This window comes from Kribbella pittospori, assembly GCF_004331465.1.
In the GTDB taxonomy this organism is placed as follows: Bacteria; Actinomycetota; Actinomycetes; order Propionibacteriales; family Kribbellaceae; genus Kribbella; species Kribbella pittospori.
Window position 1 is genome coordinate 171,511 of the sequence record NZ_SJKB01000007.1, and the last position, 14,365, is coordinate 185,875.

The following is a 14,365-nucleotide window of genomic DNA, read 5'->3' on the forward strand; positions in this document are numbered from 1 at the left end:
ATCAAGCGCTTGCTGGCAGGCTCAGGCTTCGATCGTGGGCCAGGTGCTGAACACGCCGGCGTTGGCGACCGCCGCGAGGGCGAACGCGCTCATCCCGACGGTGCCCACCAGCGCCATTGCGCGGGCACCGACGTGGGCACGCTTCGGCAGCGTGATCGGGCCGAGTGGGTCGGTGGAGTCCGGGCGCTCGAGCTGGGCGTCGCGGAGGTCGTCATCGTGGTGCTGGGCGGTCATGCTGTTTCCCCTGTCGCTGTGGGGCGTCCGCGCTGTGATGGGCGCTTCGACCCGGTGGATGGTTCGAGCAGCAGGACGGACGGGACGCGTTCGGAGAACGCCAGCCGGAGCAAGCCGTAGCCGATGCCCGCCAGGCCGGTCAGCAAGCCTGGTGACGGAACGGCACGGGGTGTCCCGCACTGTGGTCCGTACTGCTGTACTGCTGCGAGCACCAGCCCGGCCCGGCGTCGCCGGACCGCCTCAACAGCTGGGTGTTCGCGTTCGGCGAGCCACACCAGTGGCTCCACCGCGCCGAGCTCGCCGTGACACAGACTGAGGTCTGCGAGCACCGGACGTTCAGTTGCGGTCCTCAGGTAGGCGTCGAGGTCCGCGGGTACTCCGGCCGCCAGCCGGGCCAACGCGGTCCCGGCGTCACCGGAGCACCATCCATGGCCGCCGGACCGGGTCCGCCGGTCCAGGTCGGCCGCCGTACGCGCGGCATCCGTGTACCTGTCGCCAGGTACGCCGTACTGCCCGAGAGCCCAGGCGATGCCCTGGTAGCCGCGGGTGAACCCGTGGTCCGGAGCGGCCAGGCCGCCGTGCAGCCCTTGCTCCACAGCGGAGACCAGTTCGTCGGCGTACCGCTTGGCCAGGTCGGCCGCGGCCGGGATGCCTTCAATCGCTTGCATGGCGGCGAGTCCACCCGCTGCGCCCTCGGCGTACGTCGGGAACTCGGTGGGCTCGGGCTTGAGCCGTTCGGTCAGTTCCAGGGCCGCGTGCAACCAACTGGTGACCTCGGAGTCGTCGAGCAGCGTGCTGAGCCGGTGCAGGCCGTAGCTGATCCCGCCGAGGCCGTGCAGGCCCGGTCCGACCAGCTGAGCCGTCTCCAAGTCCGCGGAGAGACTCTCCAGCACCATCGGGATCGGGCGAATCGCGTCACGCGCCAGCTCGCAGTACTTGCTGGCTCCGGTGAGCACACCGACCTGTGCGAGGAACAGCGCCGTACCGGTGTAGCCGTTGGAAAGCCCTGCACCCATTGGGCGGATGGCCCAGTGGTGGTCGTCGAGCAGTTCGAGGCCGAGCCAGTTGGCGGCGCCGCTGCGCTCGCTGATCACCTGCGCCATGATCTCGTCGGCAATGTCGGTGGCGGCCGCGAGTAGGCAGCCGGGATCCGCCTCGGTGGCGCCGACGCCGTGGCGGCCGGCGGTGCTGGCGTGCACGATCGGCTCCGGCCGGGTGGCGAGCGACGCGGAGATCAGCCACTTCTGCCGGTGCTCGTCGATGTCGTTGAGCCCGGCGATCTTCGCCTCGACCGCGGCAAGCCCCTCGGTGGCAAGGATGTTGGGGATGCGCGTGCCGTCGGACGCCCACAGGTCGCGGCTGTCCGGCCGTGCGGTGAAGAGCGGTACGTCGCCCGCCCACATGTCGGCGAGTTCGTACGGCACCACGTCGCGCAGCGACTCGTCGGCGTCCCACAGCAGATCCAGCAACTGACTGCGACCTGCGGCGTTCCGCAGTGCGTCGGGATGCGTCGCCTCGTCCAGCAAACCCGTGTAGAGACTGGTGTTCCGCGGCACGAACCGGATCCGGTCCTGCGCGCAACGGCGTACCAGACCGTCCGGGCCGATCAGCTCGTCGCGGTGCCAGGCGATCGCCTCGTACGCAGCCCGGAACCCTGTGAGGACAGCGATCTCATGGTCCCGTGGCTCCATCACGGCGCCGTCGAGGTGTGGGCGGTTGGCGGCGCCCGGCGTCTTGCCGGGACGCCTGATGAGGTGCATGGAGTCCAGCCCGGCGTCCGCCCAGTCGACCACGCTGGAAGGTGCAGTCGCATCCGCGTCGCCGCCGAGGCCGGACATGTCGGCGACACCGTGCTCGCCGGCAACCAGCAGCGGCAGCAGCGCGGTGCGGTAGACCGAGCTGAGCAGAGTCCGGTATGCGGGATCCAAGCTGAGCGTGCCGGCTGGTGCGTGGCTCGGATGAAACAGGGTTTCCACGTCCACGAGCACCGGTTGGTCGCCGACGGCGATCAGGTTCTCGTAGTGCATGTCGGTGCCGTCCAGCACGTACAGCAGTGCCAGCAGAGCGCCTTGCCGCTGGTAGAAACGGCGTACGTCGGCCACGTCGTGACAGGGCTCGGGTACGACGTACTCCAGCCAGCCATAGCCGGGGCGGCGGAGCAGATCGACCGTACGGATGCCCAGACCGGTCTTGCCGTTCAGCCAGGCGACGAACTCGTTGAAGTGGCGATGCAGGTCGAGCGGCCGGGGCTTGTAGACCACCCGCCGCCCGTCGGCGAAGGTGAGGGTTGCGGTGGACCGACCGCCTCGGTGGGGGTCGCCCCCAGGGTCGATGGCGGTCAATGCGCCGGGATCACGGCCGTCCAGCAGTCCGGTGACGAGCGACTCACGGTCCTCGGCGAGCCGTGCCAGGAGTTCGAGGTGACCCTCGACGCCTTGCCGGCACGACTCGCCCAGGACCCTGGCCAGCACCGGGTATGCGGCCAGGAAGTCCGCCAGCTCGCTCCCTCCAACGAGCCGGTGGGTGAAGTCCAGAAAACGTTCGGCCGGAGTGTCACCGGCCAGCTCACCGCGGTCCCGTGCCCGGGCGAGCTCCAGCACCAGAGTGCGCGACGCCAGCTTGACCAGTCGTAGCCCGAGCCGCTGCAGGAACTGCTCGGCCAGTACGCCGGTGTGCCCGGCTGCCGCGAGATCGCGGCGAGCCGCCGACAGCAATGGCTCCAAGCAGCGCATAAGCGCCTGCCGCCAGTCCGTGTCAGGCCCACCCGACGCCCCGCCTGCCCCACCTGACGTGTGGCTGGCTGCGGTGCCGGTCCCTGCGGGGCCTCGACCGGCGGCAGGCGCGGTCTGGGTGGAAGTACTGCGCTCCACGTACTCGGCCCAGGCCGGTGCGGTCTGGGCCAGCTCGTGCGGGCGCATCCCCGCGGACCACCAGGCTGTGCGCTGGTCGGTCCGGGCGGGCCCGGCGGTCGCTGAGTTGAGCACGCGGACAGGCTGCCATTGCCCACCCGCCCGGGGCATGGGTATCCGGCCCCCATATTTCCTGGGAGCTGGTGGTCCGCGCAGGGGGCAGCACCTGCCGCGGGGTGACGACTGGGGGTTGACCACCCCGCGGCAGCAGCGCCCGGCCGGTCGGCCTTTGGTGGAAGGACGGCCGGCTCAGGGTAGGGAGCGCTACGGCTCCCAGCTAGGTGTCTGCACTCGTCTTCGGCCTCCTCTGTCCGCGAAATCTGGAAGGAACGCCCGGAACGATGCCCCCACGTCCCGGGGTGCGGCAAGACCTCCGCCTACCCAATTTCGGGATCGCCGGACGGCACGCACAGATGGGTGCCGCGCGGTCCGAACATGGGGGTCGCGCACCCATGTGCGATCGGGCCGGCCCTGCCACGGTGAACACGTGCTTGCCCCTGTCGCTCCCGGTCTGCCCGTCTCAGCCCATTCGGTGCTGGACGTCGTACCGCAGCTGCCCGGTCAGTCGGCTGCGGCCGCACTCCGGGAGACCGCGGAGGTGGCACAGGCTGCCGATGACCTCGGGTATCGCCGGTTCTGGGTGGGGGAGCAGCACGGCGTCCGAGGCGTCGGCAGCGCGGCACCGGCGGTACTCGCGGCAGTCCTCGCCGCACGGACGGACCGGATCCGGCTCGGCGCCGGCGGTGTCCTGCTGACGAACCATCAACCGCTCGTCGTGGCCGAACAGTTCGCCGCACTGGCAGCGGCGTACCCGAGCCGTATCGACCTCGGTGTCGGCCAGCAGTATGGCCTGGTCCCCAGTACGGCGGCCGCACTCGGCGGCAGTGCCCGTGATGCCTTCCCGCAGCGGCTTGACGAGCTCTGCGGGTTCCTGCGCGACGGACTGCCCGGCCGCGCACCTGTAGGCGACGTACGGCTGTCGCTGGCCGGTCTGCCGCCCCCTGTGTTCGTGCTGGCCGACCACCCGGGCGCTGCAGCGACTGCCGCCGTACGTGGGCTGCCAGTGTTCCTGGCGCATCACTCCGCTGCCTCGCCGACTCCTGCGGCGGTGGCGGCGTACCGGGATCACTTCGAGTCGAGTGGGCCCACTGTGAAGCCGTACATGGCTGTCACCGTCGGTGTTGTGGCCGCGGACTCGGAGGAGTCGGCCATCGTCCGGTTCGCCGACTACGTCCGGGTGAAGACCCTGCTGGCGACGGCCTCGCCGCGGGCGACTCCGGCCGAGCTGATGGCGCTGCTGGATCCACCGCTGACCGGACGGGAGCGCGGTCGCGCCGAGCGGCTGCTGGACGACCCCGGTCACATCGTCGGCTCGCGGGCGACCGTGGTGTCCGCGCTCGGGACGCTCGCGGCCGAAACCGGCGCCGACGAGATCATGCTGGTCCCATTGGCCTTCGACGGCCTGGTCCGGTCGGCCATCCTCCGCACCATCGCCGCCGGCCTGACCAAGTCCATCCGCACCGTCCCCAGACACGCCCCACCCCTGATTGCGACGGCCTAGTCTGGAACCTGCCGACTAGTGAAAGGCAGGCCCATGTCACGGGAGCGGGAAGTCGTCGAGGCGTGTCCGACCGAGCTGTTCATCGGAGGCAAGTGGCAGGCGGCAGAGGGTGGCAAGACCCTCGCCGTCGAGGACCCGGCCACCGGTACGACGATCTGTGACGTCGCCGACGCGAGTCCGGCGGACGGTCTGGCCGCCTTGGACGCCGCAGTGGCCGCACAGGCCGAGTGGGCCGCCACCCCGCCCCGCGATCGCGGCGAGATCCTGCGGCGTACGTATGAGCTGATGACCGAGCGGGCCGACGAGCTCGCGCTGCTGATGACGCTCGAGATGGGCAAACCCGTCGCCGAGTCGAAGGGCGAGATCGCGTACGCCGCCGAGTTCTTCCGGTGGTTCGCCGAGGAGGCGGTCCGGATCGAGGGCGGTTACCAGGTCGCGCCGAACGGCAAGGGCCGGTTCCTGGTGATGCGGCAACCGGTCGGGCCGTGCCTGCTGATCACGCCGTGGAACTTCCCGGCCGCGATGGGCGCACGCAAGATCGGCCCGGCCGTCGCTGCCGGCTGCACGATGGTGATCAAGCCCGCCAGCCAGACGCCGCTGTCGATGCTCAAGCTGGCCGAACTGATGACCGAGGCCGGGCTGCCGGCCGGCGTACTCAACGTGATCACCACCCACGACGCCGGTGGTGTGATGGAGCCGCTGATCCGCGACGGCCGCGCCCGCAAGCTGTCGTTCACCGGCTCCACCCAGGTCGGCCGGAAGCTGATCGAGCAGGCGGCAGGCCAGGTGCTGCGGACCAGCATGGAGCTCGGCGGCAACGCACCGCTGCTGGTGTTCGCCGACGCCGACCTGGACAAGGCGGTCGACGGCGCGATGCTGGCCAAGATGCGCAACGGTGGCGAGGCCTGTACGGCGGCCAACCGCATCTACGTGCAGGCGCCGGTGATGGACGAGTTCGCCACTCGGCTGACCCAGAGGATGGACGCGCTGAAGGTCGGCCGCGGCACCGAGGACGGTGTCGACGTCGGGCCGCTGATCGACGCGACCCAGCGGGACAAGGTGAAGGATCTGGTCGACGACGCGGTCGCTCAGGGCGCGCGGGCGCTCACCGGCGGTTCGGTTGCTGAAGGCAACGGGTACTTCTACCAGCCGACCGTGCTGGCCGACGTACCGTACAGCGCCCGGCTGCAGAAGGAGGAGATCTTCGGCCCGGTCGCCCCACTGACGCCGTTCGAGACCGAGGACGAAGCGGTCCGGATGGCGAACGACACGGAGTACGGCCTGGTCTCCTACCTGTTCACCAACGACCTCACCCGCGCGCTCCGCGTCTCCGAGAAGCTCGAGACCGGCATGATCGGCCTCAACCAGGGCATCGTCTCCAACCCCGCGGCACCGTTCGGCGGAGTCAAACAGTCCGGCCTCGGCCGCGAAGGCGGCACCGTCGGCATCGACGAGTACCTGGAGATCAAGTACGTCGCGGTGAACCTGGACTGATCACTCGGCCAGCCAGCGCTGGACGGTCTCGTCGTCCGGTCGCGGGCTGGTGCCGATCGCGTGCGGGACGAACCGGGCGAAGTAGTCCGTGATCGGCCCGTCCGACTCGCGCACCATCATCCCGGCCGCGACCCCGTCGACGATCCAGCTCCCGATCACCGCCCGGTTGCCCTCGTACGACGGGAGCGGGTGCCACTCCTGGTAGACCATCGTCGAGGTGTCGTACGGACCGTCGTGGACGTGGTCCTCGGTGTCGGCGATGGTGTGGATGACGATGTTGCTGCCCTCGCGCCCATGTAGCGGTTTCGCCACCCACTCGAGCAGGTCGCCGGGATCACCGAAGTATGCCGGCAGCAGGTTGGGGTGGTCCGGGTAGAGCTCCCACAGCACCGGCAGGATCGCCTTGGTGGACAGCATCGTCTTCCAGATCGGCTCGATCCAGCGCACCGGCTCGGCCTCCAGCCCGGCCAGGATGTACCGGCCGAACTGGTCGTCGAGCATGTCCTCCCACGGGTAGAGCTTGAAAGCGGTCCGGATCGGCCGCCCACCCCAGTCGACGAACGCGCGCCGTGCCTCGTCCCAGCCGACATCCTCGATCTCATGCCCGTACGTCGCCAGTCCGGCCATCGCGGCGGTGTCGCGCAGGTACGCGACCGTCATCGCCTCCTCGCCGGTCGTCTCCGCACCGGAGTTGAAGAAGTGCGCCTCCCGGCCAGGGAAACGTCCGGCCGCGAGCTGCTCGCCCCACCACTTCACCAGCCGGTCGTGCACCGAGTTCCACTGGTCGGCGTCCGGGAAGACGGCCTCCAGCCAGTTCCACTGGATCACCGCCGACTCCAGCAGTCCGGTCGGGGTGTCCCCGTTGATCTCCAGCATCTTCGGCTCGACCCCGCTCCAGGCCAGGTCGAACCGCGCGTACGCCGTCAGGTCGTCGCGCTTCAGCGACTCCCGCACCAGCGGCAGCGTGCCCGAGGCGAGACCGAGCTGGGCATCCGAGAACCGGTCACCCGAGGCCATCACCGAGGCGGCGTGCTTGCACATCTCGTACAGCTCCTCGGTGACGCGCTCGAGGTGCAGCACCTCGTCCATCGTCACCTCGTACCAGGCGCTCTCGTTCCAGTACGGGCGCTGGCTGCCGTCGGGCATGTCGGTCATCGGGAAGACCAGCCCCTGCTCGACCACCGTGTCCTGCCAGTCCGGCCGGGGCTTGATCAGGTGCCGCCACATCAGCCGCCAGAGCTCCCCTTGCCGGACTTACCGAACCCGCCGCGGGTGATGGTGCCGATGTCGCCGCCCTTCTTGTCGACGCCGCCCCGCTTGATCGTCGGCGATCCCGTCCGCGGGATCGTGTAGGTGCCCTGGGCAGCGCTGTAGCGGCCGCCGATCGGCGGCACCAGGCCGCCGCCACGGGTGGCCATGTAGAACCAGAAGAATCCGGCGCCGGACCCGTGGTACTCGCGGTCGTCCTTGCAGTTCTCGTCGTCGGAGCGGGTCTGGGTCTGCGGATCCACGCAGATCGCGGCGTAGTCGGGCTGGCTGTTGTTGGAGCATCCGGTCAGCGACGCGGCCACCAGCGCGGTGAGCCCGAGTGTGACGCCCGCGCTGCGCATCCGCCTCCTGGTCTGGCGTTGTGTCCGGTGTGTCACTGCCTGCCTTCCCCCTCGGCCGGTGGCTTCATCGAGAACATGATCGCCGCCCCGATCACCAGCACCACGGCGACAACGATCAGGGGACCGGCGCCCACGTCGATGACCGACAGCACCAGCACTCCCACGAACGACGCGGCCGCCACCACCGGCACGACCACCCGTTGCAGTATGCGCCCGCTCCACTGCCCGGCGAAGTACACCGGTACGGCGGCCGCCGTCGCCAGGTAGTACAGCGACACCAGCAGGGACACAGCAGCGACGGAATCGGCCAGTACGTCGTCCGACGTCAGTACGAGGGACGCATACACGACCACGCTGGTTCCCGCGAACACCCAGGTCGACACGGTCGGCGTCTGGTAGCGGGACGAGATCCGGGCGAACTGGCCCGGGAACGCGTCCCGCCGGGCCATCGACAGCATCGTCCGCGCGGTCGGCAGGATCGTCGTCTGCGTCGACGCCAGCGCCGACACCAGGACCGCGGCAACCAGGACCTTCCCGCCGGCGGTCCCGAGCAGCTCGTTCGACAGTACGGCGAAGAAGTCGTCGTCCGCGATCTCCCCGAGCGCGGCGGGTCCGGCGTACGCGACCGCGGCCCACGCGACCACGACGTACAGGATGACCAGGAAGCCGTTCGCGATCAGGGCCGCGATGGCCGGCGTACGGCCCGGGTCGCGGGTCTCCTCGTTGGTGCTGAACGAGGAGTCCCAGCCCCAGTAGACGAAGATCGCGACCAGGACCGCGGCGACCCAGGAGCCGTCGCCGGTCTCCGAGAACGCCGGGATGTTGACGCTGCCGGCCTCGATGAACGCATTGATCGCGAACCAGAGCAGCGCGAGTACTTCGATCGTCAACAAGACGAACTGCGTGGTCGCGGCGATCCGGATGCCGCGATACGCGAGGACCGCCATCAGCAGGATGAACACGACACCCAGCCCGGCCTTGGCGAGACGGGAGTCGGCGGCGTCGTCAAGACCGAACAGCAGGTAGGTGTAGACGGCGGCGACCTGCGCGAGATTGCTCATCACCAGCAGGCACGCCATGACCGTGGTCCAGCCGACCATCCGCCCGACGCCGATGCCGAACGCCTTCTCCGTCCAGGGGAACGTCGTACCGCAGTCCGGCTCGGCCCGGTTGAGCTCGCGGAAGCACAGCACGACCAGGAACACCGGGATCGCGCTCACCGCGAGCACCACGGGAGCCGCGGCGCCGACGTACCCGGCAAGCAGACCGACTGAGACTGCGAGCGAGTACGCCGGAGCGGTCGAAGCGATGCCGATCGCGGTGGACGAGCCGAGGCCCAGGGCATCCTTGCGCAGGCTCCGGCCGCGTGATCGCGAGTCTGTGATGGTCATGGCGACATCCACTGTCGCACGCCCACAAGCTCACACCCGGCAGGCCCGCCTTTGGCCAGGGTCTCGTCGTCAGTCAGCTCACCAGGTCGTTCGCGGACCGCAGCACCGGTACGCCGACCTGCGCCGGCGCGGCCGCACCCGACACGTGGAAGGTGTGGCTCTCTCCCGCGGACAGCGTGACCAGGCACGAGTCAACCCGCGCCGCCGGGTCCAGCCGGTCCGGGAACAGGGCCAGATCCTTCGCCAGCGCGGCAGCCGTGACGGTCACGTCGTACCCGTCCTCGGTCGGGGTGACCGAGGCCGCGTACGCGTCTCCGGACAGCCGCAGCGCGGTGTCCTCGATGAAGTACCAGTACGCCGTCGACCCGTCGCCGCCGCGCACCTCGAGGTACTCACCGGCAGCATCGCCCGGTACGCCGACCGATGCGGGCAGCGAGCTGAGGGTCGCCGACCGCGGCTCGACCTCCAGGACGAACGTCTCCCGCGCCAGTACCTCGCTGCCGGCGCCGGTCGACCGCCGGGTGACCGTCACCTCGGTGCTCCACGCCACGTCCGAGTCGTTGTGTGCGGCAACGACCAGTTCGTTGTCGCGCGGCTGGACGGTCAGCAGGCGCTCGGCGTACACGCGCTTCAGGGCGAACCACAGCGGCTTGCGGATGCCATGGCCGTCGACCGCTGCCCAGGAGACGACCGGCCAGTTGTCGTTCAGCTGCCAGACGATCGCGCCGGTGTTCAGCGGGAACAGGCTGCGGAAGTGCTCGATGCCGTAGACGATCGCGCGTGCCTGGTTCAGCTGCGTGGTCCAGTGCCAGTCGTCGATGTCCTTCCACTTCGGCAGATGTTCGCCGAGCCCGCGCTCCAGCTTGAGGTTGCCCTCGAACGCCTTCTGGTGCACGAGCATCTGCCGGCCGTACGGATCCAGCGGTTCGTCGTGCACCACCGAGACCAGCGTCGACCAGGCCGGCGGCCCCTGGAAGCCGAACTCCGACACGAACCGCGGCTTGTACTTGCGGTACGTCGTGTAGTCCACCTGGTTCCACACGTCCCAGATGTGCATGGTCCCGTTGCGCTCGTCGTTGGGGTGGATGAAGTGGTCGTACGAGAACGGGCTGCCCTGCGAGTACGGCGTCCGCGGGTCGAGTTCGGCGACGATCCCGGGGAGCAGGTCGAAGTAGTACCCCTCGCCCCACGAGCGCCCGGCCAGCGGTGCCCGCCAGCCCCACTCGACGTACCCCCAGATGTTCTCGTTGTTGCCGTTCCAGACCGCAAGGCTGGCGTGCCGGCTCAGCCGGGTCACGGCCTGCCGTGCCTCGGCCTCCACCTCGCTGCGCATCGGCTCGTCCTCGGAGTACGCCGCGCACGCGAACAGGAAGTCCTGCCAGACCAGGAGGCCCTGCTCGTCACAGATGTCGTAGAAGTCGTCGCTCTCGTAGATCCCGCCACCCCAGACCCGCAGCAGGTTCATCCCCGCGTCCACCGCGTCCTGCAGGCTGGTCTCGTACGTCGGCCTGTTCAGCCGGGTGACGAACGCGTCATCGGGGATCCAGTTGGCGCCACGCACGTAGATCGGCTTGTCGTTCACGGACAGAACGAACGGCCCCCCATCCTTGTCCGGGGCAACGTTCAACGTGATGTTGCGGAAGCCAACCCGGCCCCGCCAGCTGTCCCGGTCGTCCAGTGCCACCGCCACGTCGTACAGCGGCTGCTCGCCGTAGCCCCGCGGCCACCACGCGTCGACCGACTCGACCGTCGAGGTGAGCTGAACGGTTCCGGTGCCAGCGGCAACCTTCTCCGACACGGTCGTCCCACCGACCTCGACGGTGACGGTAGTGCCTTCGGTCGCGCCGTCCGCCCACGCCAGTGCGACGTGCGTGGTGAGTACGCCGCGGTCGCCGTCGAGCCCGGCCAATGGCCGGACGGAGTCGATCCGTACGTCGGACCACGACTCGAGCCGGATCGGCCGCCAGATGCCGGCCGTCGCGACATCCGGTCCCCAGTCCCAGCCGAAGTTGCTGGCCATCTTGCGGATCGCGTTGTACGGATGGTGGTTCGTGTGCGGCCACAGTCCGAGCGACTCGGCCAGCTCCTCGGCTGTCCGCACCGGCCCGGCGAAGTCGATGACCAGTTCGTTGCCCTCAGCCACCAGCAGGCCGGTGACGTCGAACCGGTAGCCCCGGTGCTGGTTGCAGGTCTTGCCCAGCTCGGTCCCGTTCAGCGTCACGGTCGCCGCGGTGTCCAGTCCGTCGGCCACCAACTCCTGCACCGCGTGGCCGTCGGCCGCCCAGTCGAAGGTGGTCCGGTAGCTCCAGTCGGTCCGGCCGATCCAGGCCAGCTTGCCCTCGTTGTCACCGTCGAACGGATCCGGGATGAGTCCGGCGGCCAGGAGGTCGGTGTGCACCTCGCCCGGGACCGTGGCGGCCACCGGTGTCGTGATCCCCTCGGGCACCGGCCCGGCGGCTGCGCGCACGGTCCAGGCGGCGCCGCCTTCAGTGGTCAGCGGGACTGTCTTGAGCGATGTCACAGCAGCTCTCCAAGTGAACCGGTTTAGTTCTGTTGTAAAACCGCTCCCCAGGGAATGGGGAGCGGTGGTCTCAGTCTTCGAGGACGGTCTTGCGCCAGAGGTCTGCGATGGCGCGATGTCCAGCGGTGGACGGGTGTACGCCGTCGTGCGCCAGCGTGGCCGCGCCGACGGTCCTGGCCTGGCGGTTCAGTTCCACATCGGCCGGAACCAGGATGGCGCCGTACTCGACGGCGAGCTTGCGGACGACGTCGAGCTTGGGGTCGAGGTCCTCCCGCCACCCCTCCTGCCCGTCCTTCACCGGCATCAGGAACGGCTCGACCAGCACGACCGGGCAGGTCAGCGGATCCAGCAACGCCCGATACGACGCCTCGAACGACTCGGCCGTCGTCGGGTCGTTCTTGTCGTACCGCCGCCAGGTGTCGTTGATGCCGATCATGATCGACACCAGCGAGGGGTCGTGGGCCAGCACATCGGCGGACCAGCGACCGACCAGGTCGGTAGCCCGGTTGCCGCTGATGCCGGCGTTGACGATCCGCGGCCGGCGTGGGCCGAGGTCGTCGTACAGGTTGCGCACGTAGCCGTCGCCCAGCCCGTCCGGGTCGGTACGGCGGCCGCAGTCGGTGACCGAGTCCCCGGCGAACACGACGGTCCGCCGGGGATCGAGAAGGATCGTGGTCACAGTGCCGGACTCACAGGGTCGCCGCGGTGACGTCCCAGTCGTCCGGCAGGATCGCCGCGACCTCGACCGTACTGTTCACGTCGACGAACGCACCGGTGTCGATCGACTCGGTGATGGAGGCCATCACGTCGACGATGTGGAACGCCAGCGCCCCGGTCGCGCGATGCGGCCGGTCGGCCCGGATCGCCCGCGCCATCTCGAGTACGCCGGTGCCGCGCTGCGCGACCGCCTTCGTCTCGGCGATGGTCTCCCAGTCGTCAGTGCCACGACGGCGGATCTTGATCGCACCGTCGAACCCGTTCGGGTCCGGTACGGCGAGAGTCGCGTCCGCGCCGGTGATCTCGACGAACCCGCCCCGCGACAGCGGCGAGTCGAAGCTGAAGATGCTCTGCGACGACTGCCCCGACTCGAACCGCGCGATCGTGCTGACGTGGGTCGGCACGGTCACGTCGAAGTCGGTGCCGGCCAGCGGACCGGAGCCGATCGTGCGCTTCTCCCGCGACTTCGACCCGATCCCGGCGACGGCCGCGACCGGACCGAACAGTTGCACCAGCGTGGTCAGGTAGTACGGGCCGATGTCCCACAGCGGGCCTGCGCCCTCCTGGAACAGGAACGCCGGGTTCGGGTGCCAGGACTCCGGGCCGGGTGACTGCATCAGGGTCAGCGCGGTCATCGGCTGACCGATGTCACCGCGCTCGATGATCCGGCGCGACTCCTGCAGGCCCGGACCCAGGATGGTGTCGGGCGCGCAGCCCAGCCGCACGCCCGCGTCCTGCGCCGTCGCCAGCAGCTTGAGGCCGCTGTCCTGATCCAGTGAGAACGGCTTCTCGCTCCACACGTGCTTGCCCGCGGCAACCGCTGCCAGCGCCACCTCGACGTGCGCGATCGGAATGGTGAGGTTGACCACGATCTCGACGTCCGGATGGTTCAGCACGGCCTCGGGGCCACCGTGGGCCTCGATGCCGTACTGCTCGGCCTTCTCCTTCGCCGCCTCCGGCCGAAGGTCGCCGATGGCGTGCACCTTCAGGTCGGGGAAGCTCTGCATGCTCTTGATGTAGGCGTCGGAGATGACTCCGGCGCCGATCACACCTACTCCGACTGAACTCATGCAGGTGCGCCCTCTCCGGTGAGGAACTTGTAGCTGCCTTCGACCGCGTCGAAGATCTCGCCGGTGAAGTCGTCGAGCTCGACCACCCGCAGCGCGTTCGGTGCCGCGGCCAGGATGTCGCGGACCGCGATGCTGCCGTCGCCGACCGCCACCTGGGCCTTGTTGTTCAGGGTGCCGTCGCCGTCCTTGACGTGGATCGCCTTCACCCGGTCGCCGAGCTTGGCCAGCAGGGCCGTGACGTCGGCGCCACCGACGGCGGCCCAGTAGGTGTCCACCTCGAGGATCACCTCGTCGGACAGGTTGTCCGCGAGGATCTCCAGCCCGTGCACACCGTCGATCTTCGACTCGAGCTCGAACTGGTGGTTGTGGTAGCCGACCGTGATGCCGTGGTCTGCGGCCTCGACCGCGGCCTTGTTCAGGCCTTCGGCAATGGCCTTGATGTCGTCGGCCGCCTGCCAGCGGGCCGGGTCCGTGTGCGGGTCGATCACGGTGGTGATGCCGAGCCGCTTCGCCGCGGCGTAGATCGGGCCGCTCTCGTCGCGGAGCAGGCCGGCGTGCGTGGTGGGTGCCGACAGTCCGTACTTGGGCAGCGCCTCGGCCAGGCGGTCCGCGAAGTTCGTCACACCGAAGGGCTCGACCTTGGTGTAGCCGATCTGCGCGATGTGGGCCAGGGTGGCGTCGAAGTCCTCCTCGAGCTTGCCCCGGACCGTGTACAACTGGAGGGACAGGTTGTCCACTGCGACCATGGTTTCTCCTCGTCGCCGGCGGCTCTCCCGCTGCCCTGGGATCCTCGCCGACTTGATTGCCGAACCGGTTAAGTAACGACGGCAACGGTATCCCACCCGGCCCCGCCCACAC

The 14,365-nt window shown here is 69.4% G+C and carries 11 protein-coding genes; 2 read left to right on the forward strand and 9 right to left on the reverse strand.

Annotation, left to right across the window (positions count from 1 at the left end):
* Positions 1–21: 21 nt before the first annotated feature.
* Both E0H73_RS22925 and E0H73_RS22930 read right to left on the reverse strand, forming a co-directional pair.
* Positions 22–234, reverse strand: a complete 213-nt coding sequence (locus E0H73_RS22925; RefSeq protein ID WP_131359860.1) for a hypothetical protein — start codon at positions 232–234, stop codon at positions 22–24.
* Complete coding sequence (locus E0H73_RS22930; protein WP_131359862.1) at positions 231–3,218, reverse strand: type 2 lanthipeptide synthetase LanM family protein; 2,988 nt, start codon at positions 3,216–3,218, stop codon at positions 231–233. Before E0H73_RS22930 ends, E0H73_RS22925 begins: the two co-directional genes overlap by 4 nt.
* A 412-nt stretch (positions 3,219–3,630) precedes the next feature.
* On the opposite strand from E0H73_RS22930, the gene E0H73_RS22935 reads away from it, so the two are divergent.
* Together E0H73_RS22935 and E0H73_RS22940 are read left to right on the forward strand one after the other, a co-directional pair.
* Complete coding sequence (locus E0H73_RS22935) at positions 3,631–4,704, forward strand: MsnO8 family LLM class oxidoreductase (protein ID WP_131359864.1); 1,074 nt, start codon at positions 3,631–3,633, stop codon at positions 4,702–4,704.
* Between the two features lie 33 nt (positions 4,705–4,737).
* A complete protein-coding gene (locus E0H73_RS22940; protein ID WP_131359866.1) occupies positions 4,738–6,198 on the forward strand; it encodes an NAD-dependent succinate-semialdehyde dehydrogenase in 1,461 nt (486 codons plus the stop codon).
* Here E0H73_RS22940 and E0H73_RS22945 read toward each other — a convergent pair whose 3' ends face one another.
* The 7 genes from E0H73_RS22945 to E0H73_RS22975 form a co-directional block, all read right to left on the reverse strand.
* Positions 6,199–7,425 (reverse strand): glutathionylspermidine synthase family protein, encoded by a 1,227-nt coding sequence (locus tag E0H73_RS22945; RefSeq protein WP_131359868.1) that lies wholly within the window; start codon positions 7,423–7,425, stop codon positions 6,199–6,201.
* Positions 7,425–7,808 carry a hypothetical protein gene (locus E0H73_RS22950; RefSeq protein ID WP_131359870.1) on the reverse strand — a complete coding sequence of 128 codons (384 nt, stop codon included), beginning with the start codon at positions 7,806–7,808 and terminating at the stop codon, positions 7,425–7,427. The genes E0H73_RS22945 and E0H73_RS22950 overlap by 1 nt, the downstream gene beginning before the upstream one ends.
* A 32-nt stretch (positions 7,809–7,840) precedes the next feature.
* Complete coding sequence (locus tag E0H73_RS22955; protein ID WP_131359872.1) at positions 7,841–9,199, reverse strand: APC family permease; 1,359 nt, start codon at positions 9,197–9,199, stop codon at positions 7,841–7,843.
* Positions 9,200–9,272: 73 nt separating this feature from the next.
* On the reverse strand, positions 9,273–11,720 hold the full coding sequence (locus tag E0H73_RS22960) for a glycoside hydrolase family 2 protein (RefSeq protein WP_131359874.1): 2,448 nt from the start codon (positions 11,718–11,720) through the stop codon (positions 9,273–9,275).
* Positions 11,721–11,790: 70 nt separating this feature from the next.
* Complete coding sequence (locus tag E0H73_RS22965; RefSeq protein ID WP_131359876.1) at positions 11,791–12,399, reverse strand: SGNH/GDSL hydrolase family protein; 609 nt, start codon at positions 12,397–12,399, stop codon at positions 11,791–11,793.
* A 10-nt stretch (positions 12,400–12,409) separates the two neighbouring features.
* Positions 12,410–13,507, reverse strand: coding sequence for a Gfo/Idh/MocA family protein (locus tag E0H73_RS22970; protein ID WP_131359878.1), 1,098 nt, complete (start codon positions 13,505–13,507; stop codon positions 12,410–12,412).
* On the reverse strand, positions 13,504–14,253 hold the full coding sequence (locus tag E0H73_RS22975) for a sugar phosphate isomerase/epimerase family protein (RefSeq protein WP_131359880.1): 750 nt from the start codon (positions 14,251–14,253) through the stop codon (positions 13,504–13,506). The genes E0H73_RS22970 and E0H73_RS22975 overlap by 4 nt, the downstream gene beginning before the upstream one ends.
* Between the last annotated feature and the right edge of the window lie 112 nt (positions 14,254–14,365).